This window comes from uncultured Phocaeicola sp., assembly GCF_948499155.1.
GTDB classification, from domain to species: domain Bacteria; phylum Bacteroidota; class Bacteroidia; order Bacteroidales; family Bacteroidaceae; genus Phocaeicola; species Phocaeicola faecalis.
The window spans coordinates 143,027-167,194 of the sequence record NZ_CAOOSE010000005.1; the positions used below are offsets into that span (position 1 = coordinate 143,027).

A 24,168-nucleotide genomic window follows, 5' to 3' on the forward strand; every position below is an offset into this window, starting at 1 on the left:
GACACATGAGAAAAACAATTCTGACCGCAGCTTTGGTTTGTGCCTTTTTAGGTGCACCAGCTCAGGAGTATTATGAGAAGCAAGTGACCTTCCCTGCCGGGGCGACCTTGGAACAGAAAGTGGATATGGCTTCTCGCCTGGTGCCCACTCCGCAACAGTTGGCGTGGCAACAAATGGAGTTTACCGCTTTCCTCCATTTTGGTATCAATACGTTTACCGGCAATGAATGGGGAAGCGGAAAAGAAGACCCGGCTATCTTCAATCCCACCGAACTGGACTGTGAGCAATGGGTGCGCTCACTGAAAGAAGGCGGCTTCAAAATGGCGATTATTACGGCCAAGCATCATGATGGTTTCTGTCTTTGGCCTACCAAGACAACTAAACATTCCGTAGCCAATTCTCCGTGGAAGAATGGAAAAGGAGATGTCGTCCGTGAGTTGCGCAACGCCTGCGACAAGTACGGCATTAAGTTTGGTGTTTACCTCTCTCCGTGGGATCGTAATGCCGAATGTTATGGCGATTCTCCCGCATACAATAAATTCTTTATCGAACAGCTCACCGAGCTTCTGACCAATTACGGAGAAGTGCACGAGGTTTGGTTTGACGGTGCGAACGGAGAAGGTCCTAACGGCAAGAAGCAGATTTATGATTGGGATGCCATCTTGAAAACCATCCGCCGTCTGCAACCGAAAGCTGTGACAGCCATTATGGGTGATGATGTCCGTTGGGTGGGCAACGAACGCGGTATCGGGCGTGAAACCGAGTGGAGCGCTACGGCTCTTATGCCACATTCTTATGCGGGTGCCGACGAAAGTTATGCCAAGTTGGGCATTAAAGGAACCGGAAAAGACTTGGGAAGCCGTGCTTTATTAGAGAAGGCTCCGACTTTGTATTGGTATCCGTCGGAAGTGGATGTGTCTATCCGTCCGGGATGGTTCTACCATGCCGAGCAGGATAATCAGGTAAAATCATTGGCGCATCTGACTGATATTTATTTCAAGTCGGTGGGCTATAACTCTGTACTGTTGCTGAATATCCCTCCCGACAGACGCGGCTTGATTCACGAGAATGATGCCAACCGCATCAAGGAACTGGCTGCTTATGTCAAAAAAACATTTGCCGACAATCAGGTAGAAAAGGGTAATGCCGCATGGACAGCCAAAGCCGGTGAGTCGAAAGTGTATAAACTGAAAAAAGATGCTTTGGTCAATACATTCCTCATTCAGGAAGATATCTCCAAGGGACAGCGTATAGAAGATTTTACGATTGAGGTGTTTACCAATGGTGCGTGGCGTCATGTGGCAGAAGGAACGACGGTTGGCTATAAACGTCTTGTACGCTTCTCCGACAGCAAAGCGGAAAAGTTGAGAGTGACCGTAAATGCTGCTCGCGGGACAGCCAATATTTCCAACATCGGTCTTTATTATGCACAGCCTTTGACAGAAAAGAATGCGAAAGTGAAATTAAGTGATGTCTCGGTGAAAGATTGGAAAACGGTGGGAATGCCGGCGGAAGCGGCTAATGCTATCGACGGAGATTCCCAGACAGCATGGACTGCCAATGCTCTAACTCCTTTGGTAGTGGATATGGGTAAAGAATCGGAGATAATCGGTTTCAGCTATGCACCTGCACAAAAAGAAGACCTTACGGGAACGATTTATAAGTATAACTTCTATGTCAGTACCGATGGAAAGAACTGGACGAAGTGTGATGCCAGTGGAGAATTCAGCAACATCATGCACAATCCTGTTCCTTATTTTGTCCGGTTCGGTAAGAAATATCCGGCACGCTACTTTAAACTGGAGCCGACTGCCGAGATAAACAACAAGCCGGCAACAACCGTTGGCGAGGTTGGAGTCTTGTTGAAATAAACGGAAACATAACTTCTTTATATTCTTTTGGCAGTGGCCGAAAGTGATTCTCATTATCGTTTTGCAGTGGTGGTTGTCAAAACGTGGATAATGCTGTCGTTTAGTTTGTAGGGGCGAGGTTCGCTCGCCCGAAAACAGTTTGTTTTGTGTCTTCGGGCAGGCAAACCCTGCCCCTACAGCTGACGATTGGATAGGCTGGTTTAGTTTTGACACACTCCCACGGCAGACGATCTGGCGACTACGTTGGCCTCATTATCCCCCAAAATGCTTTATTATTAGCTGCTTATCCCCTCCGTCGGTAATTCCTTACACACTAAATGTGGAAAATATTCTTTTTATTTCGGATGATTTTATACTATATATTATCAGAAAAGGGCATAACTTTGCTCTCGTTAATGTGAGTTACTTATAATAACCTTATATCTGATAATGGAATTTATGAATCGGAATAAACAATACGTGAAACAGGCAGCCTGTGTCTTTACATGGATAGTGACTATGTGTTTCGGGGTAGGATTGCAAACAGTCAGTGCGCAAAATAATTCGGGTGATGAACAAGGTTTGGAGAGTGTCTATTCGGCGGTCGGTCTGAACGAGCGTGCGGAGGAAGAGGCACTGAACGGTTGGTGGCGCCTTGGCGATTCCACACGTGCCGAACGTATGAAATGGTTCAATGAAGCCAAGTTTGGTTGTTTTGTGCATTGGGGGGTATATGCAAAGGCCGGAGGCACATGGAAAGGAAAGAAACTGCTGGGATATTCGGAACATTTAATGCGCCGTGAAAAAATAACACTTGAAGAGTATACCGATTCACTGGTCCGTCCGTTTGACCCGGTTTCTTTTGATGCGGACGAATGGATGCGGTTAGCTTATGAAGCCGGAATGCGTTATTTCATAATTACCGCCAAGCACCATGATGGATTTGCCATGTTTCCGAGCGATGTGTATCCTTATGATATCCGAATGACAAAAATGAAAGGTGACCCGATGAAGGAGTTGGCGGATGCGGCGCGGCGTTATGGCATTAAATTCGGATTTTATTACTCGCATGCGTTTGATTGGGAACATCAGGATGCTCCGGGAAACGATTGGATGTATGATAATCCGGGTGGAGACAAGCTGCTCCACGGCGCGGAATGGTGGATTAATTATCCCCAGTTCTTACCGGTGGCCCGCAGATATGTCAATGAAAAGTGTTTGCCCCAATTGGCAGAATTGGTACACCGCTATCATCCTGATATCCTTTGGTTTGATACTCCTCATAAGTTGCCGTTGGCTGAGAACTTACGCATATTGCAGTATCTGCGCAAAATAGCCCCCGATGTAGTCATTAACGGGCGGTTGGCACGCAATGGCGACCGTCAGTATGGGGATTATACCAATACCGGTGACCGGGCTGCTTACTTTTTCCCTACTCCCGGTGCATGGGAATCGATTCCGACTACCAACGATTCGTATGGATACAATGCCAACGACCGTTCGCACAAACCGGTGAGTCATTTCATCCGCCTGTTGGCATCTGCTGCTGCACGAGGAGGAAACTTATTAATGAATGTCGGGCCGAAAGGTGATGGAGCGATTGACGATGTGGATATACAGATATTGAAGGGTATTGGTCGATGGATGCAGCATAGTGGTTCAAGCTTATATGGTACGGTTGCTTCGGGCTTGCCTTCCCAGTCATGGGGAGAAACTACCCTGAAAGGTGACTCGCTCTTTTTGCATATCTTTCACTATCCTAAAGATGGCATCCTGTTGGTAAACGGTCTGGAAGGTGTCCGTTTGAATGAGGCTCGTTTCCTGGCTTCGGGACATCCGGTCAAGGTGCACCGCATGAGTGCATCCGAGTGGAAAATAAAACTGCCGGAAGCGGAGGTGGCCTGTATGGATACGGTAGTAGTGCTTCGCAAGTCGGGTGATATACGTCCTTCGTCACAGCGATTGCTTCATCCGGGAATGGTGAATGAACTGCCTGCTTTTGAGGCCGATATGAATAGTGGCAACTTTCAGCATGGCGATGGTAAAGTGTTGCGTAACTATATCTCCAACTGGACAAAATCGGATGAAACACTGTCATGGGAGATAAAGAGCCTTCGTTCCGCCAATTATAATCTTACGTTGGAGTACACGGGTACAGGAAGCGGAGATGCAGGAAAGATGGAATTGAGAATTGCGGGAAAGAATTATCCTTTTGAGTATGAGGGTTGCTCCGCAAATAAAGTGGCTAGGCTCCGGTTAGGGACCGTTTCGTTAAAAGCCGGTCAACATACCATTTCATTGCACGGCATTTCGCATCAGGGAAAGGAATTTATGCGTCCTGTCCGCTTGGTGTTGGAACAAGAATAAGTATTTAATTATGAGAGTTCGGTCACTAACTTGCTGAATACCCAGTCGTATACAGTAACACAAAATACAGGCATCAACAGGTATTATTCTAACCTTCCACTAAGAGGGAGAGAAGTTTTATTCCGAATTTTGTGGAGAATATAGGGTTGGTGTATCATATATTCTTATGCTCTCATTTTGTTTTGGTTTACGCATCGAGTATCTGGCGATGGCCCCTCATAATCTAGCCGGCATATTGGAAAACAAACGTCCCATCCTTCTCCTTTTTTGTCGTCGGCAGCAGCGATATATGTGTAGGCTGATGCGTACGTCCGTGTAGCCCGATACGTATATACGTGTGAGCTTATGCGTATATACGTGCAGGCCTATGCCACCGTATGTGTAGCCCGATGCATACGTACATGCTGAAGGATACAAAAAGACCTTGAAGTTTTCAGAAAAGCTCGGTGTGTTTTTTTAAAACTTCACCATCTTTTTCAAAAAGCTCGGTGTGTTTTTCATGTAGGGGCAGATGGGAGTATTCCCTCATTAGACCGGTCATTCCCTCTTCTCCGTTCATCCTTACATTTTAATCAAAGCGCGCTGGCTATCAGACGGTTAAAGATGACAGCACATCCCTTCATCCTCCCTTCAGCCGTGCTTTCCAAGTCCCTTTACAATCTGCCTTCAGCGATTCCCTGTGTATTTTCTATACATCTTTTCAGTCTGCCGTTTTCTGTAGGGGCAGACCCATGTGTCTGCCTGATAACAGTTCACTTTAAGCTATCGGGCGGACACATGGGTCCGCCCCTACAGAAAATGAAAGCGTTATCGAAAAAGTTAAAAAGCTGGAAGAAGTTTCACAAGTGAAAGGAGGCTGAAAGGACGGTGACGGGATGTCCCTTCACTACCGGAAGCCTCATCAACAGGGCGTTTCAACGACTAATGAAAGGAGGAAGGAAGAAACATATTTCTGCTTGTAGGGTGAAAAAAATATAGAGTTGTATATGCTATAGGCAGACTTTAGCACTATCTCAAAGACTTTTATGTAATATGAGTAGATGGAAGGTCGTTATGAATTTCATGTCGAAAATTGCATTTTCTCCTCTGTTGATTGAAAAATAGATTTATCTTTGTAACATGAACGCTAAGATATAAATGAAAGACTGATGAAAGAAGCAACCATAACCCCTTTTGCAAAGCCGCTTTATGTGATGACCAAGCCTGTGGGCGCAGTCTGCAATCTGGCTTGCGACTATTGTTATTACCTGGAAAAAGCAAAGTTATATGAAGAACAACCTCGCCATGTGATGAGTGACGAGCTGCTTGAGAAGTTCATAAAGGAATATATTGAATCGCAAACCATGCCTCAAGTGCTGTTTACTTGGCATGGAGGGGAAACCCTGATGCGTCCTTTGTCCTTTTATAAAAAGGCGATGGAGCTTCAAAAGAAATATGCCGGAGGCCGTACGATTGATAATTGCATCCAGACTAACGGTACACTGCTGACCGATGAATGGTGTGAGTTCTTTCGCGAGAACAATTTTCTGGTAGGCATCTCTATTGATGGTCCGCAAGAGTTTCATGACGAATATCGGAAGAATAAGATGGGACAGCCTTCTTTTGTGAAGGTGATGCGTGGCATTAACTTGTTGAAAAAACATGGGGTGGAATGGAATGCCATGGCGGTAGTGAATGACTACAACGCCGATTACCCTTTGGAGTTCTATCGCTTTTTCCGCGATGAGCTTGATTGTCATTATATTCAGTTTACTCCTATCGTGGAGCGTCTCTCCAAACGTACGGACGGACTGAAACTCTCTTCTTTGAAACAAAAAGACGGAGAATTGGCGCCTTTCACTGTCTCGCCCGAGCAATGGGGGACATTTCTCTGTACCATTTTTGATGAATGGGTGAAGAAGGATGTAGGAAATTACTTTATTCAGATATTTGATTCCACACTGGCCAACTGGGTAGGACAGCAGCCGGGGGTCTGTTCGATGGCAAAATATTGCGGCCATGCTGCCGTGATGGAATTTAATGGGGATGTTTATTCGTGCGACCATTTTGTATTTCCTGAATATAAATTGGGAAATATCTATCAAAAGACGTTGGTAGAGATGATGTATAGCAAAGAACAGGAAGCATTTGGGGCCATGAAGCACAACAGCCTGCCGCAGCAATGTCTGAATTGCCAATATGAGTTTGCCTGCCACGGCGAATGTCCCAAGAACCGCTTTGCTGTGACGGAGGACGGAGAACCGGGACTGAACTATCTGTGCAAAGGATATTATAAATTCTTTGATCATGTAGCTCCCTATATGGATTTCATGAAAAAAGAACTGTTGGCAGAGCGTGCCCCGGCAAACGTGATGGACTGGATACGCGAGAATGAATAAAAAATAAAAGGAGTAAAGTGATTCACTTTACTCCTTTTATTTTCTCCGGTCAGATGAATTATTTTCCGTTGTATTCATCAGATACAGTTAATTTCTTACGACCTTTTGCACGACGGCTCGCCAATACGCGACGGCCATTAGCAGTTGCCATTCTTTCACGGAATCCGTGTTTGTTTTTTCTCTTTCTGTTAGAGGGTTGGAATGTTCTTTTCATTGTATATACTTATTTTTATGTTATTATTCACGCTGTAACGGGCTGCAAAATTAGTGACTTTTTTGAAATAAACAAAGAGATAACTCATTTTTAGTGATTTCTTTTTGCGTTTTTTCTTGATTTACATTACTTTTGCACCCGAAATCACGACCGTAAGTGAATATAATCTGAAATAATAATCAAATATAAGCAAAGAAAAGTATGATTAATGCTCAAGACATTAAAATCGGAACTGCTATCCGTATGGACGGCAAGTTGTATTTCTGTATTGACTTCCTGCATGTAAAACCGGGAAAAGGTAATACGTTCATGCGTACTAAATTGAAAGATGTAGTTAATGGTTACGTCCTGGAACGTCGTTTCAATATCGGTGAAAAACTGGAAGATGTACGTGTGGAACGTCGTCCGCATCAGTTTCTTTATCATGATGGCGACAACTATCAGTTTATGAATCAGGAAACATTCGACCAAATTCCTATCGCTCACGATTTGATTAACGGTGTGGACTTCCTGCTGGAAGGAATGGTGGTAGATGTAGTTTCTGACGCTTCTACCGAAACGGTTCTTTTTGCTGATGTTCCTGTTAAAGTACAGATGAAGATTACTTATACAGAACCGGGATTGAAGGGTGATACAGCTACAAATACATTGAAACCTGCTACAGTGGAATCGGGTGCAACGGTTCGCGTTCCTTTGTTCATCAATGAAGGTGAAACAATCGAAATCGATACTCGTGACGGTTCATACGTGGGTCGTGTGAAAGCATAATCTCTGTAAACCAGTATATAAAAAGGCGGAACTTGTTGCAAGCTCCGCCTTTTTTGTGTTCCTTTGTACGACAAAATGATAGCAGTTTATGAGATATTCTTTTATTATACCGGTTTATAATCGTCCGGATGAAGTGGATGAGTTGCTGGAAAGTCTCACGCGGCAGACGGAGAAGGACTTTGAAGTGATAGTGGTGGAGGACGGCTCGTCTGTTCCTTGTAAAGAGGTGGTGGAGCGTTATGTCGATTGTTTGGATATACATTATTATAATAAACCTAATTCCGGGCCGGGACAAACTCGTAATTATGGCTCCGAGCGCAGTAATGGGGAATATCTTATTATTCTGGATTCCGATTGTATATTGCCCGAAGGTTATCTGGCGGCGGTCGGAGCAGAGTTGCAAAGGGAAAGGGCGGATGCTTTCGGGGGACCCGACCGTGCACATGAGTCGTTTTCCGATGTGCAGAAGGCTATCAACTATGCCATGACTTCATTCTTTACGACCGGAGGTATTCGCGGTGGCAAAAAGAAAATGGACAAGTTCTATCCGCGCAGTTTCAATATGGGAGTGCGGGCGGAAGTATATAAAGCGTTGGGCGGCTTCTCCAAAATGCGTTTTGGAGAGGATATTGATTTCAGCATCCGGATATTCAAGGGAGGTTATGCCTGCCGGTTGTTTCCCGAGGCATGGGTGTGGCACAAACGCCGTACGGACTTGAAGAAATTCTTCAAACAGGTGCATAACTCGGGTATTGCACGCATCAATCTGTATAAAAAATATCCGGAATCATTGAAAATAGTACATTTGTTACCGGCAGTCTTTACATTGGGGGTACTGTTTTTATTATTGGGTTCGTTGGTCTGTGCATGGAGTTTGTCGTTACTTTTGCTCTTTGCTGTCATTATATGTATTGACTCGACATTGCAAAATAGGAGCTTGAAAATAGGATTGCTTTCTATTGTGGCTTCGTTCATTCAGTTGACTGGATACGGAACGGGTTTTTTACGGGCATGGTGGAAGCGTTGTGTGCTGAAGAAAGACGAGTTTGCGGCGTTTGAAAAGAACTTTTATAAATAATGGGGGAGAAACTGGCTATAAACCGTTGGGCGGAGGAGGACCGGCCGCGTGAAAAGATGGCTCATCATGGGGTGGCTGCGCTTTCCAATGCCGAATTATTGGCTATTCTGATAGGTTCGGGAAATACGGAAGACTCGGCCGTGGAACTGATGCGGAAGATATTGGGTGACTATCATAATAATTTGAACGAGTTGGGCAAATGCAGTATTGATGATTTGTGCCATTATAAGGGAATAGGTCCGGCTAAAGCCATCAGTATTCTTGCTGCTTCCGAACTGGGGAAGCGACGTAAGGAAGAAGAGGTGAAGGAGCGGAAAAGGATACTCAGTTCTTGTGATGTTTATCAATATTTTTATCCTTTGATGTGCGATTTGCCTACGGAAGAATGTTGGGTGTTGTTGCTCAATCAAGCCTCAAAAGTAATAGACAGGGTGAAAATAAGTGCCGGTGGACTGGCTGCCACTGCTGTGGATATTCGTTGTATCTTGCGAGAGGCATTGATGAAGCGTGCTGTGTCGATGGCGCTTTGCCATAATCATCCTTCGGGAAGTCTGCGTCCCAGCAGGGAAGATGATTGCCTGACCGAACAGTTGGATAAAGCTGCCAAAATAATGAATATAAGGTTGATTGACCATGTTATTTTAACAGACGGCAAATATTATAGTTATGCCGATGAGGGAAGAATATAGAACCGCCTCGGCCTGTGCCTTGTGAAGGTTCAGCAAGCGCATAGGCCGGATGGAGGCGGGTTGGTGATAAGAATTTAGTTCTTCAGCTGGTTTCTTAAACGCATCAGAGCTTCTACATAATAATAATCGGCATAGCTCAAGGGAACATCAACTTCACTGTTTCCGGGAAAATGGCCGGTGGAATGCATCAGGGCAAAATTGCAGTTCGTACCTTTTGCAGCCAGATAGTCGGGACTTGTTAACGAACGAATCTGTTGTTCTGCAAAGTCCAGGTAACTCTTTGCCTCCGTACTCTTGTCCAGTTGGCTCAGTTCTATTAGGGCAGAGGCCATGATTGCAGCGGCGGAGGCGTCACGGGGTACATCGGGAATGCCCGGAGCGTCAAAATCCCAATAAGGAACTTTATCGGCCGGCATATTCGGATGGTTCATAATAAATGAGGCAATATGTTTGGCATGCGTCAAATACTCTGCTTTGCCTGTCTCACGATACATCATAGTGAAGCCATACAAAGCCCAAGCCTGTCCGCGGGCCCAGGCTGATTCGTCAGCCGCTCCCTGATGGGTCTGCTTTTTATGCGGCATGCCGGTTATCGTATCATAGGAAACTACATGATAACAGCTATAGTCATCACGAAAATGGTGAAGCATGGTCTTGTCTGCATGAGAAATGGCCATTTTGCGGAAACGGTCGTCACCGGATGCCTTCGAAGCCCAACTGAAGAATTCCAGATTCATCATATTGTCAATGATGACCGGGAACTGCCAGATTTTTTTATTGAAGTCCCAGGAACGGATTGCTCCCACCCGTTCGTCATAACGGGTAGCCAGTGAATTGGCTCCGGTCAGCATCACGTCTTTATACTCCGGTTTTCCGGTCAGGCGGTAACCGTTGCCATAGCTGCAATATAGCATGAAACCGACGTCATGGCTGTAAGTGATATGTTTTACCTCTTCTACACGGTCGGTGTACATTTCTGCATATTTTTTCATTTCAGGGGTCGGATTGTATTCATATAAATACCACAATTCACCCGGGAAGAAACCGCTGCACCACCAACTGTAATCGCTGGTTTCAAGCTTACCTTCTTTATTGATTGTTTTTGGCAGACGACCTTCCTGTGTTTCCAGTTCTTTTGCCATTAATAGGGCCTGTTCGGTCGAAGCCTTCAGGCCGCGGTCGATAACCTCTTCGATAGGTTCCTGTTTGGGTTGTGCATCACAGGCGGCCAATAAGACTGTAACGGCCCACAATACACCATACGATAATTTGTTCATAATAGAGATAGATTATTAGATTTTTGTGACAAATATACCGGTTTAAATTTAAAAGGCAAAAAGTATTAGGCTATTCTGTTCTTTTGAGGTTGGGCCAAGGTAAAACATCGTCTGCACGCCTGCTATAGATATATGTGGAAACGTTTGGTATACTGTCGCAAAATCATTAAATTTGCAATTAAAATAACGAGAATTATGGATGCAGAGACCCGTTTGAAAATAGAAGAGAGAATAATAGCGATGTTGAAAACCGTATATGACCCCGAGATTCCGGTAAATATATACGATTTAGGATTAATCTATAAGATTGATTTGCAAGACGATGGAGATGTAAGTATTGATATGACACTTACTGCTCCCAACTGTCCCGCTGCCGACTTCATTATGGAGGATGTGCGTCAGAAGGTGGATTCGGTGGAAGGAGTAAACTCTTCCGTTATTAATTTGGTGTTCGAACCCGAATGGGATAAGGACATGATGAGTGAAGAAGCAAAACTTGAATTAGGATTCCTTTAAGATTATGAAGAATATATATTTCCTTTCGGATGCACATTTGGGGTCGCGTGCAATAGCGCACGGACGGACACAGGAACGCCGGTTGGTGAACTTTTTGGACAGAATCAAGCATAATGCCGCAGCAGTGTATCTATTGGGAGATATGTTCGACTTTTGGTATGAGTTCAAGTTGGTAGTGCCGAAAGGCTATACCCGCTTCTTGGGAAAAATCTCCGAACTGACCGATATGGGAGTGGAAGTCCACTTCTTTATCGGAAATCATGATATCTGGTGTGGAGATTATCTGGAAAAGGAATGTGGCGTGACTATTCATCGCCAGCCGCTTACCTGTGAAATTTATGGTAAAGAGTTCTTTCTTGCCCATGGTGATGGGTTGGGAGATGGCGACCGTAAGTTCAAGTTGTTGCGCTCCATGTTTCATAGTACCACTTTGCAGCGTCTTTTTTCTACTTTACATCCTCGCTGGAGTGTGGACTTGGGATTGGAGTGGGCGAAACACAGTCGCATGAAGCGCGAAGGAGGCAAAGAACCTGAATATATGGGAGAGGACAAAGAACCTTTAGTGCTTTTTACCAAGAAGTACCTTAAGAACCATCCTGATATTAATTATTTTATTTACGGCCATCGCCACATAATGCTTGACCTGATGCTGAGCCGCACGTCGCGCATGCTTATTTTGGGAGACTGGATACAAGACTTTTCTTATGCCGTTTTTGACGGTGAAAATATGTTCCTAGAGCAGTTTATAGAAGGAGAAAGTCAGTATTCTTGATTGAATATTATATAACCCCCTTTTAATTTATACCATGAAGAAAATCTTTCTATTACTAATTGTATTCTTTGCTTATCTTCAAGTGAATGCAGAAAACCGAAAAACAATTCGTGTGTCGACCAACAATACGGATTTAATCTTGAAAGTGGCTCCTAACGGACGTTTGTATCAATCTTATTTGGGCAGTAAACTGCTGAATGAAGAGGATATTGTCAGTCTTCCGTCTGCTTCGGGCAAGGATGCTTCGGTCAATGGCTGGGAGGTATATGCCGGTTCGGGTGCCGAAGATTATTTTGAACCTGCCGTTGCCATTACTCACAACGATGGAAATCCGTGTACCATATTGCGTTATGTGTCTTCTGAAAGCAAGGCAGTAGAGGGAGGGACGGAAACAATTATCCGCTTGCGCGATGATCAGTATCCTGTAGATGTAACCTTACATTATGTAGCTTATCCCAAAGAGGATGTCATAAAGACTTGGAGTGAAATCAGTCATCAGGAAAAAAAGCCGGTGATGCTTTCACGTTATTCGTCCACTATGCTGTATTTCTCTGCAGGGAAGTATTTCCTGACTGAGTTCAGCAGTGATTGGGCCAAAGAGGTACAGATGAGTACGCAAGAGTTGCAATTCGGAAAAAAGATTCTGGATACTAAGTTGGGCAGCCGTGCGGCTATGTTTGTCCAGCCTTTCTTTGAGTTGGGCTTTGATCGGCCTGCCAATGAGCATCAGGGGGATGTGCTGTTGGGAACAATCGGTTGGACCGGAAATTTCCGCTTTACGTTTGAAGTTGATAACGAAGGCAATTTGAGAGTGATTCCTGCCATTAATCCTTATGCTTCTTATTATGAACTGGCTCCGAAGGATGTGTTCAAGACTCCCGAGTTTATCTTTACGTTGAGTAAGGAGGGAACGGGTAAGGCGAGCCGGAACATTCATGCATGGGCGCGTAACTATCAGTTGAAAGATGGTAAGGGTGATCGTATGACATTGCTCAATAACTGGGAAAATACCGGTTTTAAGTTTGATGAGAAAGTCTTGGTGGAACTGATGAAGGAAGCCAAGCATCTGGGCGTGGATATGTTCTTGCTGGACGACGGTTGGTTTGCCAATAAGTATCCTCGTAACAATGACCATACCGGTTTGGGAGACTGGGAGGCTACAAAAAGTAAACTACCTAATGGAGTGCCTGCGTTGGTGGCTGCTGCCAAAGAAGCCGGTGTGAAGTTTGGTATCTGGATTGAGCCGGAAATGGTAAACCCGAAGAGTGAGCTCTTTGAGAAGCATCCCGAATGGGCTATCCATCTGCCTAATCGTGAAACATACTATTACCGTAATCAGCTGGTACTCGATTTGAGCAATCCGAAAGTGCAGGATTTTGTATTTGGTGTAGTAGATAATATCATGACTGAGAATCCGGGTGTGGCTTTCTTTAAGTGGGACTGCAACAGCCCTATTACCAATGTTTATTCTCCCTATCTGAAAGAGAAGCAAGGCCAACTCTATATTAACCATGTGCGTGGCGTTTATAATGTTTTGGAAAGAGTGAAAGCCAAGTATCCCAATGTGCCGATGATGCTGTGTTCGGGCGGTGGTGCACGTTGTGATTATGAGGCACTGAAATATTTTACTGAATTTTGGTGTAGTGATAATACCGATCCTATCGAACGTTTGTATATCCAATGGGGATTCTCACAATTCTTCCCGGCTAAGGCTATGTGTGCTCATGTCACTAGCTGGAATAGCAAGACCAGTGTGAAATTCCGTACTGATGTAGCCTCTATGTGTAAACTCGGTTTCGATATGGGCTTGAAAGAATTGAGTGAAGACGAATTGGCCTACTGCCAGAATGCGGTTGCCAACTTTAACCGTTTGAAGCCCGTTATTCTGGATGGAGAACTTTATCGCTTGATTTCTCCGTATGAAGGCAATCACATGTCTGTGATGTATGTGGGCGAAGGACGGAAGCAAGCAGTGCTGTATGCTTATGATATCCATCCCCGTTTTGGCGAGAAACTGTTGCCTGTGAAATTGCAGGGATTGGATCCGGCGAAGATGTATAAGGTGGAAGAGATTAATCTGATGCCCGGAAAGAAATCAAGACTGGATGCCAATGGTAGAACTTTCTCAGGAGATTATCTGATGAAGGTCGGACTGAATGTATTTACCGGCGGACAGACACAAAGTCGTGTAGTTGAGCTTATCGCTCAATAAAGAACAGTTAAAAAAAAGGAAGGCCGTTACGCATCTCGCGCAAGCGGCCTTCGATATTTATTTAACCAAACAATAAAATTACTTATCCAAGATTGTTTGTGTGTCACTGGCAATCATTAATTCCTCGTCTGTCGGGATAACTACTACCTTGACTTTTGATTCGGGAGTAGAGATGATGGCTTCGTCACCATGAATTTTGTTGTTCATTTCCTTATCCAATTCCACACCGATGAATTGTAAGCCGTCACACACAGCTTCGCGGCATTGTGATTGGTTTTCGCCTACACCGCCGGTGAACAAGATAACGTCTACACCACCCATAGCGGCAGCATAAGCACCGATATATTTCTTGATGCGATAGTAATACATCTTTTCTGCCAGCAGAGCACGCGGATTGCCTTCTTTGCAAGCTGCATCCAATTCACGCATATCACTGGATACTCCTGATACGCCGAGTACTCCGCTCTTCTTGTTCAGCAGATTGGAAACGCCTGTCGGAGTCAAACCTTCTTTTTCCATAATGAAGGTAACAGCACCTGCATCGATGTCACCGCTGCGGGTTCCCATTACAAGTCCTTCAAGCGGTGTAAGTCCCATGCTGGTATCTACACATTTACCGTCTTTAACGGCCGAGATGGAGCCACCGTTACCAATGTGGCAAGTGATGATTTTAGAACCTTCGGGGTTGATGCCCAGAAAATCGCATACACGCTTTGAAACATAGCGATGAGAGGTTCCGTGGAAGCCATAACGACGTACGCCGTATTTTTCATACAGTTCGTATGGGATGGCATACATATATGCATAGTCGGGCATTGTTTGATGGAATGCAGTGTCGAATACACCTACCTGAGGTACATTGGGCAAGATAGCTGAAACGGCATTGACACCTTTCAAGTTAGCCGGGTTATGAAGCGGAGCGAGGTCGTTGCAAGCGGCAAATGCATCCAGTACTTCTTTATCCAGTTTCACAGATTCGCTGAAACGTTCACCGCCGTGTACCATACGGTGACCTACTGCATTGATTTCTTCCAAAGATTTGATTGCGCCATATTCAGGGCTGACCAATGTGTTCAGGATAAATTCAATACCTGCAGTATGTTCGGGAATATCTTTTTCGAGAATCTTCTTTTCACCGTTAGGTAAAGTCAACTTCAGGAAAGAACCTACCAATCCGATTTTTTCAATACCACCCTGTGCCAGGATTTCTTTGGTAGTCATATCAAACAACTTGTATTTGATAGAAGAACTACCGCAATTAAGCACTAATATTTTCATAATGTTGTTTCTTTATTATATTAATTGTTTGCTTTGGCAGCAATAGCCTGATTTGCAGTAATTGCAATCATCTTATAAACATCGTCGATAGAGCATCCGCGTGACAAGTCGTTCACCGGGCGGGCGATACCTTGCAGAATCGGACCGATAGCTGTAGCGTGTCCTAAACGTTCTACCAGTTTATAAGAGATGTTACCGACTTCCAGACAAGGAACTACCAGCACATTGGCTTTTCCGGCAATTTCCGAACCCGGAGCTTTGCTTGCACCGATATGTGGAACTAAAGCGGCGTCAGCCTGCAGTTCACCGTCGATTTTTAAATCGGGGGCCATTTCTTTGGCGATGGCTAAGGCTTCAACCACTTTGTCTACTACTTCATGTTTTGCAGAACCTTTGGTTGAGAAACTCAGCAGGGCAACACGCGGGTCAATGCCTGCAACTGCTTTGGCAGTTTGGGCGGTACAAACGGCAATCTGAGCCAACTGGTTGGCATCCGGCATCGGAGTTACTGCAACATCACCCATTACTAAAACGCCGTTATTTCCATATTCGGGAGCATGGGTCAACAGCAGCATGGCGCCTGATACACAGGTAATGCCCGGTACTGTCTTGATAATCTGTAATGCAGGACGAAGCACGTTACCGGTAGTGTTGCGGGCACCTGCCAACTGTCCGTCGGCATCTCCGGCTTTGATTATCAAACATCCCAAATACAACGGGTCGACTACCAGTTTGCGAGCTTCTTCGATAGTCATACCTTTTTTCTTACGAAGTTCGCACAGCAGTTGTGCATATTCTTCTTTCTTAGGGTGATTTTCGGGGTCGATGATAGTGGCTTTACCGATGTTTCCCAAACCCCATTCTTTAGCCAGGCTCATGATTTCATCGGGATTACCCAATAAAATAAGGTCGGCAACACCGTCTGTCAATATTTGGTTGGCAGCTTTTAATGTACGTTCTTCTGTTCCTTCAGGAAGAACGATGCGCTGTTTGTTTGCTTTCGCGCGCTCTACGATTTCAGATATTAAATCCATGATATATATTAATTATGTACGTTCTAAAGACGAGTGTTGTTTTTCACGGTGCAAAATTAGGTAATTTTGCAATATCTACATTGCAAAACCTGTATTATTTTTGGTTTAAAGTATGCAAAAAACGTATGTTATTGAACACCAAACAGGATGTTTCCTTAACTTTGCGCAGTTTTCAATAAGTTTTTATTAAATTAATAAGGTATGATACGTCAATGCGCTATCCTTTTCGGATGTTTGGCTTTGGGTGAACTGATTGTTTTTCTGACAGGCATTAAGCTGCCTTCCAGTATCATAGGGATGCTGCTTCTCACCCTTTTCTTGAAGTTGGGTTGGATAAAACTGCAATGGGTGCAGGGGTTGTCCGATTTCCTGGTTGCTAATCTTGGCTTCTTCTTTGTGCCGCCCGGAGTGGCGCTGATGCTTTATTTTGATGTAATCGCGGCACAGTTTTGGCCGATTGCGATTGCTACCTTAGTCAGTACTGTTCTGGTGCTTGTGGTTACCGGATGGGTTCATCAATTAGTTCGTAAATCAAATGGAATATTTAGAAAATAAGTTCTTTCTGTTGGCGGTCACTTTTGGGGTGTTTTTTCTGTCGCGCGTCATTCAGAAGAAGACAGGCTGGGTTATCTTGAACCCGATATTGCTTACCATTGCCGTGCTTATTCTATTTTTGAAATTTGCCGGCATCAGTTATGAAACTTATAATGAGGGCGGACAGCTCATCGAATTTTGGCTGAAACCGGCGGTAGTGGCATTGGGTGTTCCTCTGTACTTGCAGTTGGAGATGATAAAGAAGCAATTATTGCCGATTATCATTTCGCAGTTGGCGGGATGCCTGGTGGGATTGGTGGCTGTGGTTGTCATTGCCAAGTTGTTGGGAGCTACACCCGATATTATCTGTTCGTTGGCTCCGAAGTCAGTCACTACCCCTATTGCGATGGAGGTGTCGAAAACCACCGGAGGAATTCCTTCATTGACAGCGGCCGTTGTCGTTGTTGTGGGATTATTTGGAGCGGTGTTCGGTTTTAAGGTGTTGCGTGTGGGACATGTAGGCAGCCCCATAGCTCAAGGGTTGTCTATGGGGACGGCTACTCATGCAGTGGGAACATCTACGGCTATGGAAATCAGTGGAAAATACGGAGCTTATGCCAGTCTGGGATTGACACTGAATGGGATAATGACAGCTATTTTCACTCCAACAATTCTCAAATTATTGGGTGTCATTTAACAAAAACGCTTCTATCTTTGTTATTAGAGAAACAAACATTTTATGATAGAATTCAAAGACATTACTTTAGCGGATAAAGAGCTGATACAGTCATTTACGCTGAACAGCCAACGTCGCAATTGTGACTTATCATTTGCCAACCTCTGTAGTTGGACATTCCTATACCAGACCAAGTATGCCGTTTTGGACGGCTATCTGTTGCTACGCTTCTATGCCGGTGAAGAACTGGCCTACATGATGCCGGTAGGAACGGGAGACGTAAAACCGGTGTTGGAGGCACTGATTGAGGATGCTGAAGCATTGGGGGCAAAGTTTCGTATGCTGGGTGTATGCGTAGGAATGAAAGCAGACCTTGAAGCAGTGATGCCGGGCCGTTTCACCTTTACCGAAGACCGTGACTATTTCGACTATCTTTATCTGCGCACTGATCTGGCTACCTTGAAGGGCAAGAAATATCAGTCCAAACGTAATCATATTAACAAGTTCAAGAAACAGTATCCCGATTACGAGTACAGATCTCTGACTCCTGAGCTTGTTCCTGAATGCCTGAAGATGGAAGAGGAGTGGTGTCGTGCCAATAATTGTGATGAACAAATGGCTTTGGGGGCCGAACGGCAGTCCATGACCTTCGCCCTTCATCACCTGGAAGAGTTGGGACTGACCGGAGGAGTATTACACGTGAACGGCAAGATAGCCGCATTTACTTATGGTGCTCCCATCAACTATCAGACATGGGATACATGTGTGGAAAAAGCGAATACCGATATCGAAGGCTCTTACGCCATGATAAACTATGAGTATGCCAATCATATCGATGAACAGTATATGTATATCAATCGTGAGGAAGACCTCGGACTGGAGGGACTGCGTAAGGCGAAGCTTTCTTATCAGCCGACTATCTTACTCGAAAAATGTATAGCTGAGCTCAATGACCACAAAGGATGAAGTAAAAGTATTGTGGAAACTCTGTTTCACGGACAGCGAGGAGTTTACTGACCTGTATTTTGACCTGAGATATAGAGATGATATCAATATGGCTGTTCGCGAAGAGGGGAAAATCATTTCCGCTTTGCAGATGATTCCCTACCCGATGACCTTTTGCGGGGAAACGATTGCTACTTCTTACATTTCGGGTGCGTGCACCCATCCCGACTATAGGTCGCATGGAGCCATGCGCCGCTTGTTGGGGCTGACTCACCGCCGTATGTATGATGACGGTATTTTGCTCAGCACCCTTATACCGGCAGAGAAATGGTTGCTTGGCTATTATGCAAAGTCGGGATATACTCCGCGATTCGGTTATGTGATGGAAAGGATAAACGTAGAGGAACTTACCCCTTCCGGTTCTTACAGGGTGAAAGAGGAAGATGGGGATTGGGTTGAATTGTATCAGTACTTTGATAGCCGTATGCGCGAGCGCGTCTGCTGTGTGCAACATAGCTATGAAGATTTTCTGGTGATTATGGCGGACTTGCGGCTGGGAGGAGGTAAATTGCTTGTGGCGCGCAAGGCAGACCGGATAGCAGGGCTGGCTTTTGTGGTAATGGACACCGGAATTTTGTATGTTAAAGAGTTATTGGCAGACGGTATTCCCGGACAGGCAGGCTTTGAGGCGGTCAAAGATACCTTGTTGTCGGCCGCTGCAATCCTATATCCTGAAGCTGTTATCGAGTATATCCATCCTTCCTCCGGGGATTCGTCCACGTTGGGAATGGCACGTTTGATTCATGTGGAAAAGATGCTGTCCATACTTGCAAGGAAACATCCGGTGCTGAGTTTTTCCATTCAAATAGAGGGCGATGATGCTATTCCTGAAAATAATGGTTACTATATAGTGGAAAATGGTAATTGTTATCATGGATATCGGGAAGGAAGGGAATATCATCGTTATACGATAGAAAGCCTCACAGCCAAGTTACTTGAGACGGAGCACCCTTACATGAGTTTGATGCTTAACTGAAGAAAGGCGGATTAAGATTATAAAGTTACTGTAAATGTGTCAAAACGTGGATAATGCTGTCGTTTCGTTCGTAGGGGCGAGGTCTGCTCGCCCGAAAACAGTTTACTTTGTGTCTTCGGGCAGGCAAACCCTGCCCCTACAGCTGACGATTGGATAGACTGGTTTAGTTTTGACACACTCCCGAATACTACAAAATATGTTACTTTAGAAACATCCTCCTGATATATTGAACTGCTTTAAAGCAACTCCTGTAGCGGGGCGAGTTTCATGCTGTTTGAACCTTTTATGAGAATGTAGAATCCCTTTGGCTTAGACTTTTTCAAAACTTCCGCCAATTGGCCGGCATCTTGATAATGCTCGTAAGAGGAAGTCGCTTGCCCGAATTCTTCTCCGACCAGAATGACGCGTTCAAATTCACATTCACCCAGGTAACCGGCTATCTTTTGATGTTCTTCATGGCTGCTCTTGCCCAATTCTTTCATATCGCCCAGAATGACCATCTTGTGCGGCATTTCCATCCGACGAAAATTCTCCAATGCCGCCATCATGCTGGTAGGATTGGCATTGTAGGCATCCACAATCAGATTATTGTCGGCTGTCGGGGTGAGTTGCGAACGGTTGTTGTGTGGAACATATTCTTCCAGTGCTTCCGAAATCAGTTCTTCCGTTACATGGAAGAAACGTCCGATAGCGATGGCGGCAAGGGCATTTTTAAGATTGTAAGAGCCTATCAGATGAGTGCTTACCTTGTGCTGTCTGCCTTCATGCTCCCACTCGAAAGTGAGGAATGGGGCACATGCCCCCGTTCGGCCACTGACGTAGAGTTCCGCTTCGTTTTCTGTGCCATAGGTGATACAGGTCAGTCCTTGTGAAATTTTATTAAGATGCTCGTTATCCCTGTCAATAAAGATGACGTGCTTGCCTCCGTAACGCAAATGTTCGTACAACTCTCCTTTGGTTTTTATCACTCCTTCGAAAGAGCCGAATCCTTCGAGGTGTGCTTTGCCTACATTGGTGATGATACCATAATCGGGCTCGACAATGGCAGAGAGCGATTTAATTTCACCCGGATGGTTCGCACCCATTTCTATCACGGCAAGTTCGTCGTTGGAGGTGAGGCGCAACAGGGTGAGCGGCACGCCGATGTGGTTGTTCAGATTGCCCAATGTGTAAAGTACCCGGTATTTTTTTTGAAGTACGGCGGCTATCAGTTCTTTGGTAGTAGTTTTTCCGTTGGTACCGGTGATGCCTACAATGCAGGTGCCTAACTTACGACGGTGGAAGTTGGCCAGTTCCTGTAAGGCTTGCAGGCAGTTGTCTACCAAAAGTATATGCGGGTTTCCGCCGGTGTATTGTTCTTCGTCCACTACCGCATATCGGCAACCTTTCTCCAGCGCTTGTACAGCGAAGGCGTTTCCATTGAATGTCTCTCCCTTCAAGGCTATGAACATGGAGCCTTCGGGACAGTTACGGCTGTCGGTGGTTACTCCACTGCACTCTGTAAAACATTTATATAAAGTTGAAATATCCATTTTACCTTTCTATTAATATTAGTTGCGGCAAAGATAGCTGAAAAATAGTTCAGGAAATAACAAAAACTCAAGAATTGTGCGTACTTTTGTACGATGTAAATAACGCTTCGTAGAGATAATGAACAAAGAGAGCAAATATATTAATGTAAAGGGGCAGTTGATGGACGTGTCAGAGCCGCGGGTAATGGGGATTCTGAATGTAACGCCCGACTCTTTTTACAGTGAAAGCCGTCTTCAGACAGTGGAAAAGATTGCCGCACGCGTGGTGGAAATAGTAGATGAGGGCGCTAACTTTATTGATATCGGTGCATACTCCTCTCGTCCGAATGCCGACCATGTTTCATTGGAAGAAGAAATGAGTCGTCTGCGGATGGGGCTTGAAGTGATTACTGATGTATGTCCTTCGATTCCCATCTCGGTAGATACTTTCCGGGCGGATGCGGCACGGATGTGTGTCGAAGAATACGGTGCGGCCATCATTAATGATATCTCGGCCGGAGAGATGGATTCCAGGATGTTTTCTACCGTAGCCAAGTTGGGCGTTCCTTACATTATCATGCACATGAAGGGCACTCCGCAAACCATGCAGCAGGCTCCGCATTATGATAATTTGGTAAAGGAAATATTCCAGTATTTTGCACGGAAGATACATCAGTTGCATGAGTTGGGGCTGAAAGACCTTATTCTTGACCCCGGCTTCGGTTTCGGCAAGACACTGGAACATAACTATGGGCTCATGGAATGTCTGGAAGACTTCAGTCTTTTTGACCTTCCGATACTGGTGGGGATATCGCGCAAGTCGATGATTTACAAACTTTTGGACGCTACTCCCGAAGATGCACTGAACGGCACGACCGCACTCAATACCATTGCACTCATGAAGGGTGCTAACATTTTGAGGGTGCACGACGTGAAGGAGGCTGTGGAAACTGTGCGGATTGTGCAGCAGATGAAGTCATGTGCTATCGACTGTTAATAGTATAATCTTGAATAATAATATAGCGAAAGATGTTTATCGACTTTAGTATAAAAGACCTTATTGATATCCTGCTGGTGGCTTACTTGCTATATCAGACTTACCGGCTGATGAAGGATTCGGGCTCAATCAATATTTTTACGGGGATTCTGGTTTTCATCGGCATTTGGCTGATTGTGTCGCAAGTTCTTGAGATGAAGCTTTTGGGCTCTATCTTTGATAAGTTGGTAAGCGTGGGTGTGCTGGCTCTGATTATTTTATTTCAGGACGAGTTGCGCCGTTTTCTTGTTACGCTGGGTTCGCATAAGCGGTTGGGTAGCTTTTTCCGTTTTCTGACGGGAAATAAGCAGGAGAAGACCGAGAAGGCGGACATTATGCCGATAGTGCTTGCTTGTATGAGTATGAGCAAAGGCAAGGTGGGGGCGTTGATTGTTATCGAAAAGACGATGCCGCTGAATGATATTATCCGCACGGGTGAGGTAATTAATGCCAATGTCAACCAAAGGCTGATTGAAAATATCTTTTTCAAGAACAGTCCGTTACACGATGGGGCAATGATTATCCGCCACAAACGTATCGAGGCGGCCGGTTGTATTCTTCCCGTGTCTCATGATTTGAATATTCCCAAGGAGTTGGGATTGCGGCACCGTGCAGCCATGGGAGTGTCGCAGGAGACGGATGCGCTGGCCATAATCGTATCTGAGGAAACCGGAGGTATCTCAGTTGCCTATAAGGGGCAGTTTCATCTCAGGCTCACCGCCGAGGAATTGGAACGTATTTTGACGAAAGAAGAGTAAATTAGTATGGGTATGTTGCGTCGTTGGGGTGTTATTCTTCCGGTTGCGTTATTAATTTATATGATGCTCTGCCGCTTCTTTCCCGGTTGCGCACGCGGATATGCCGATTATGTCTATCCGGCTGTATCCTTTGTGTTATCGGCCGTTTCGTCCGTTATCCCTGTTTCCTGGGAGGAGATAATGGCTGCAGTTGTGGTGTTCCTGATGATATTTATTCCCGTCGCGGCACGCAGGCGTGGAGATGGTTGGCGTGTCATTTCCCGGCGTTTGGCTATGCTGGTACTGTGGATAATCATCTGGTTCTATATGGCATGGGGATTGAATTACTTCCGTCCGAGTTTTTATGCACGTTGCCATTTGAAGCCCGTGGAATATGAAGAGGAGATATTCATGAAATTCCTGGATGTCTACACGGAAGGTCTGAACGCTTCATTTACACCTGACACAGGTATGGAAAGAGAGAAGGTGGAGGCTGTCGTCAAAAGAAGCTATGCCGATATTTCTTCTTGTTATGGGTTGGCCCGTCCGCAGCCGTGGCAGCACGTCAAGCATTTTGGATTTACTCCGCTGTATTCGAGTGTGGGCGTATTGGGTTCTATGGGGCCGTTCTTTGCTGAGGCGCAAGTGAATGAAGAGTTACTGCCCGAACAATATCCCTTTACGATGGCACATGAGTTTGCCCATTTGTTGGGAATAGGCAGTGAGGCAGAGGCGAATTATTTTGCTTTCCTGGTCTGTGTACAGTCTGGTTCTGAAGCAATGAAATATAGCGGATACTTTAGTCTGCTGCCTTATGTGGCGGTCAGTGCCAAAAAGTTATTGTCTGATGACAGGTTTCGGGAGTGGGGAAAAAGTGTCCGTCCTGAAATATGGCATAATTACGAGATGAAACAGAAATATTGGAGCGGGAAGTACAGTCCTTTGCTCGGCGGGATACAGGATTTTGCTTATAATCTTTTTCTGAAAGGGAACCGTGTTTCGGGAGGAAAGAAAAATTATGGTCAGGTGGTAGAGCTTCTCATTGCCGCTTCATATAATCGGGAGAAGGGAGAGTTCGCGGACTGGGGGCGTGAAGTATCCGTTGCTCTTCCGTAACAGCCGCCCTCCTTCTTCCGACCGTCGATGAGGCGTTCGCCGGGACTTTATTTATTGGTTTTGATTCCCGAAAAGTAAATTTTTCAGTTCTTTTCAATAACATTTCTTGCTTATATGGTTGTTTTTTTCTACCTTTATACCATC

21 protein-coding genes are annotated in these 24,168 nt (G+C 45.1%); 16 read left to right on the forward strand and 5 right to left on the reverse strand.

Annotated features, from left to right (window positions below; all coding sequences use genetic code 11):
- Positions 1–5: 5 nt before the first annotated feature.
- From QYT14_RS06030 to QYT14_RS06040, 3 genes are all read left to right on the forward strand, one after another.
- Positions 6–1,871: an alpha-L-fucosidase gene (locus QYT14_RS06030; protein WP_288325035.1), complete on the forward strand. Its 1,866-nt coding sequence runs from the start codon at positions 6–8 to the stop codon at positions 1,869–1,871.
- Positions 1,872–2,309: 438 nt separating this feature from the next.
- Positions 2,310–4,217, forward strand: a complete 1,908-nt coding sequence (locus QYT14_RS06035; RefSeq protein ID WP_288325036.1) for an alpha-L-fucosidase — start codon at positions 2,310–2,312, stop codon at positions 4,215–4,217.
- A gap of 1,148 nt (positions 4,218–5,365) precedes the next feature.
- The gene (locus QYT14_RS06040; RefSeq protein ID WP_237039059.1) at positions 5,366–6,595 is read left to right on the forward strand and encodes an anaerobic sulfatase-maturation protein; all 1,230 of its coding nucleotides are present in this window, start codon (positions 5,366–5,368) and stop codon (positions 6,593–6,595) included.
- A 58-nt stretch (positions 6,596–6,653) separates the two neighbouring features.
- On the opposite strand, the gene rpmH is transcribed toward QYT14_RS06040, so the two are convergent.
- A complete protein-coding gene (rpmH, locus tag QYT14_RS06045) occupies positions 6,654–6,809 on the reverse strand; it encodes a 50S ribosomal protein L34 (RefSeq protein WP_005840676.1) in 156 nt (51 codons plus the stop codon).
- Positions 6,810–7,010: 201 nt separating this feature from the next.
- Here rpmH and efp point away from each other — a divergent pair, with 201 nt between their 5' ends.
- The 3 genes from efp (at position 7,011) to radC (ending at position 9,344) form a co-directional block, all read left to right on the forward strand.
- Complete coding sequence (gene efp / locus QYT14_RS06050; RefSeq protein ID WP_237039058.1) at positions 7,011–7,577, forward strand: elongation factor P; 567 nt, start codon at positions 7,011–7,013, stop codon at positions 7,575–7,577.
- An 88-nt stretch (positions 7,578–7,665) separates the two neighbouring features.
- Positions 7,666–8,655, forward strand: a complete 990-nt coding sequence (locus tag QYT14_RS06055; protein WP_288325037.1) for a glycosyltransferase — start codon at positions 7,666–7,668, stop codon at positions 8,653–8,655.
- Positions 8,655–9,344 (forward strand): DNA repair protein RadC, encoded by a 690-nt coding sequence (radC, locus tag QYT14_RS06060; protein ID WP_237039056.1) that lies wholly within the window; start codon positions 8,655–8,657, stop codon positions 9,342–9,344. The genes QYT14_RS06055 and radC overlap by 1 nt, the downstream gene beginning before the upstream one ends.
- A 74-nt stretch (positions 9,345–9,418) precedes the next feature.
- Here the strand turns inward: radC and QYT14_RS06065 are convergent, their stop codons facing one another.
- A complete protein-coding gene (locus QYT14_RS06065; RefSeq protein ID WP_288325038.1) occupies positions 9,419–10,621 on the reverse strand; it encodes a glycoside hydrolase family 88 protein in 1,203 nt (400 codons plus the stop codon).
- Positions 10,622–10,816: 195 nt separating this feature from the next.
- Here QYT14_RS06065 and QYT14_RS06070 point away from each other — a divergent pair, with 195 nt between their 5' ends.
- The 3 genes from QYT14_RS06070 to QYT14_RS06080 are packed head-to-tail and all read left to right on the forward strand — an operon-like array spanning position 10,817 to position 14,121.
- The gene (locus QYT14_RS06070; protein WP_005941445.1) at positions 10,817–11,137 is read left to right on the forward strand and encodes a DUF59 domain-containing protein; all 321 of its coding nucleotides are present in this window, start codon (positions 10,817–10,819) and stop codon (positions 11,135–11,137) included.
- A 4-nt stretch (positions 11,138–11,141) separates the two neighbouring features.
- Positions 11,142–11,909 (forward strand): UDP-2,3-diacylglucosamine diphosphatase, encoded by a 768-nt coding sequence (locus tag QYT14_RS06075; RefSeq protein ID WP_237039050.1) that lies wholly within the window; start codon positions 11,142–11,144, stop codon positions 11,907–11,909.
- Between the two features lie 34 nt (positions 11,910–11,943).
- Entirely contained in the window at positions 11,944–14,121 is a 2,178-nt protein-coding gene (locus QYT14_RS06080; RefSeq protein WP_288325040.1) for an alpha-galactosidase, read from the forward strand.
- Between the two features lie 78 nt (positions 14,122–14,199).
- On the opposite strand, the gene QYT14_RS06085 is transcribed toward QYT14_RS06080, so the two are convergent.
- Positions 14,200–15,399 carry an acetate kinase gene (locus tag QYT14_RS06085; protein WP_237039048.1) on the reverse strand — a complete coding sequence of 400 codons (1,200 nt, stop codon included), beginning with the start codon at positions 15,397–15,399 and terminating at the stop codon, positions 14,200–14,202.
- A 20-nt stretch (positions 15,400–15,419) separates the two neighbouring features.
- A complete protein-coding gene (pta, locus tag QYT14_RS06090; protein WP_237039047.1) occupies positions 15,420–16,433 on the reverse strand; it encodes a phosphate acetyltransferase in 1,014 nt (337 codons plus the stop codon).
- 201 nt (positions 16,434–16,634) lie between these two features.
- Between pta and QYT14_RS06095 the strand changes: the two genes are divergently transcribed.
- The 4 genes from QYT14_RS06095 to QYT14_RS06110 are packed head-to-tail and all read left to right on the forward strand — an operon-like array spanning position 16,635 to position 19,624.
- Positions 16,635–16,988: a CidA/LrgA family protein gene (locus QYT14_RS06095; RefSeq protein WP_237039046.1), complete on the forward strand. Its 354-nt coding sequence runs from the start codon at positions 16,635–16,637 to the stop codon at positions 16,986–16,988.
- Positions 16,969–17,664, forward strand: a complete 696-nt coding sequence (locus tag QYT14_RS06100) for an LrgB family protein (protein ID WP_237039045.1) — start codon at positions 16,969–16,971, stop codon at positions 17,662–17,664. Before QYT14_RS06095 ends, QYT14_RS06100 begins: the two co-directional genes overlap by 20 nt.
- A 42-nt stretch (positions 17,665–17,706) precedes the next feature.
- The gene (locus QYT14_RS06105; protein WP_288325041.1) at positions 17,707–18,609 is read left to right on the forward strand and encodes a DUF2156 domain-containing protein; all 903 of its coding nucleotides are present in this window, start codon (positions 17,707–17,709) and stop codon (positions 18,607–18,609) included.
- Positions 18,593–19,624 carry a GNAT family N-acetyltransferase gene (locus QYT14_RS06110; RefSeq protein ID WP_288325042.1) on the forward strand — a complete coding sequence of 344 codons (1,032 nt, stop codon included), beginning with the start codon at positions 18,593–18,595 and terminating at the stop codon, positions 19,622–19,624. The genes QYT14_RS06105 and QYT14_RS06110 overlap by 17 nt, the downstream gene beginning before the upstream one ends.
- 236 nt (positions 19,625–19,860) lie before the next feature.
- Here QYT14_RS06110 and murF read toward each other — a convergent pair whose 3' ends face one another.
- Positions 19,861–21,156 (reverse strand): UDP-N-acetylmuramoyl-tripeptide--D-alanyl-D-alanine ligase, encoded by a 1,296-nt coding sequence (gene murF / locus QYT14_RS06115; protein ID WP_288325043.1) that lies wholly within the window; start codon positions 21,154–21,156, stop codon positions 19,861–19,863.
- A gap of 115 nt (positions 21,157–21,271) precedes the next feature.
- Here murF and folP point away from each other — a divergent pair, with 115 nt between their 5' ends.
- Genes folP through QYT14_RS06130 form a run of 3 tightly spaced genes read left to right on the forward strand, consistent with a single transcriptional unit; the run spans position 21,272 to position 24,024 of the window.
- Positions 21,272–22,132, forward strand: coding sequence for a dihydropteroate synthase (folP, locus tag QYT14_RS06120; protein WP_288325062.1), 861 nt, complete (start codon positions 21,272–21,274; stop codon positions 22,130–22,132).
- A gap of 32 nt (positions 22,133–22,164) precedes the next feature.
- Complete coding sequence (gene cdaA / locus QYT14_RS06125) at positions 22,165–22,929, forward strand: diadenylate cyclase CdaA (protein WP_237039041.1); 765 nt, start codon at positions 22,165–22,167, stop codon at positions 22,927–22,929.
- A gap of 6 nt (positions 22,930–22,935) precedes the next feature.
- Complete coding sequence (locus QYT14_RS06130) at positions 22,936–24,024, forward strand: DUF3810 domain-containing protein (RefSeq protein ID WP_288325044.1); 1,089 nt, start codon at positions 22,936–22,938, stop codon at positions 24,022–24,024.
- The last annotated feature ends 144 nt before the right edge of the window (positions 24,025–24,168 follow it).

What these genes read in the sequence shown, in the direction of transcription:
- QYT14_RS06030 (WP_288325035.1), top strand. Translation starts at nt 6, where the DNA reads ATGAGAAAAACAATTCTGACCGCAGCTTTGGTTTGTGCCTTTTTAGGT.
- QYT14_RS06035 (WP_288325036.1), top strand. Translation starts at nt 2,310, where the DNA reads ATGAATCGGAATAAACAATACGTGAAACAGGCAGCCTGTGTCTTTACA.
- QYT14_RS06040 (WP_237039059.1), top strand. Translation starts at nt 5,366, where the DNA reads ATGAAAGAAGCAACCATAACCCCTTTTGCAAAGCCGCTTTATGTGATG.
- rpmH (WP_005840676.1), bottom strand. Translation starts at nt 6,809, where the DNA reads ATGAAAAGAACATTCCAACCCTCTAACAGAAAGAGAAAAAACAAACAC.
- efp (WP_237039058.1), top strand. Translation starts at nt 7,011, where the DNA reads ATGATTAATGCTCAAGACATTAAAATCGGAACTGCTATCCGTATGGAC.
- QYT14_RS06055 (WP_288325037.1), top strand. Translation starts at nt 7,666, where the DNA reads ATGAGATATTCTTTTATTATACCGGTTTATAATCGTCCGGATGAAGTG.
- radC (WP_237039056.1), top strand. Translation starts at nt 8,655, where the DNA reads ATGGGGGAGAAACTGGCTATAAACCGTTGGGCGGAGGAGGACCGGCCG.
- QYT14_RS06065 (WP_288325038.1), bottom strand. Translation starts at nt 10,621, where the DNA reads ATGAACAAATTATCGTATGGTGTATTGTGGGCCGTTACAGTCTTATTG.
- QYT14_RS06070 (WP_005941445.1), top strand. Translation starts at nt 10,817, where the DNA reads ATGGATGCAGAGACCCGTTTGAAAATAGAAGAGAGAATAATAGCGATG.
- QYT14_RS06075 (WP_237039050.1), top strand. Translation starts at nt 11,142, where the DNA reads ATGAAGAATATATATTTCCTTTCGGATGCACATTTGGGGTCGCGTGCA.
- QYT14_RS06080 (WP_288325040.1), top strand. Translation starts at nt 11,944, where the DNA reads ATGAAGAAAATCTTTCTATTACTAATTGTATTCTTTGCTTATCTTCAA.
- QYT14_RS06085 (WP_237039048.1), bottom strand. Translation starts at nt 15,399, where the DNA reads ATGAAAATATTAGTGCTTAATTGCGGTAGTTCTTCTATCAAATACAAG.
- pta (WP_237039047.1), bottom strand. Translation starts at nt 16,433, where the DNA reads ATGGATTTAATATCTGAAATCGTAGAGCGCGCGAAAGCAAACAAACAG.
- QYT14_RS06095 (WP_237039046.1), top strand. Translation starts at nt 16,635, where the DNA reads ATGATACGTCAATGCGCTATCCTTTTCGGATGTTTGGCTTTGGGTGAA.
- QYT14_RS06100 (WP_237039045.1), top strand. Translation starts at nt 16,969, where the DNA reads ATGGAATATTTAGAAAATAAGTTCTTTCTGTTGGCGGTCACTTTTGGG.
- QYT14_RS06105 (WP_288325041.1), top strand. Translation starts at nt 17,707, where the DNA reads ATGATAGAATTCAAAGACATTACTTTAGCGGATAAAGAGCTGATACAG.
- QYT14_RS06110 (WP_288325042.1), top strand. Translation starts at nt 18,593, where the DNA reads ATGACCACAAAGGATGAAGTAAAAGTATTGTGGAAACTCTGTTTCACG.
- murF (WP_288325043.1), bottom strand. Translation starts at nt 21,156, where the DNA reads ATGGATATTTCAACTTTATATAAATGTTTTACAGAGTGCAGTGGAGTA.
- cdaA (WP_237039041.1), top strand. Translation starts at nt 22,165, where the DNA reads ATGTTTATCGACTTTAGTATAAAAGACCTTATTGATATCCTGCTGGTG.
- QYT14_RS06130 (WP_288325044.1), top strand. Translation starts at nt 22,936, where the DNA reads ATGGGTATGTTGCGTCGTTGGGGTGTTATTCTTCCGGTTGCGTTATTA.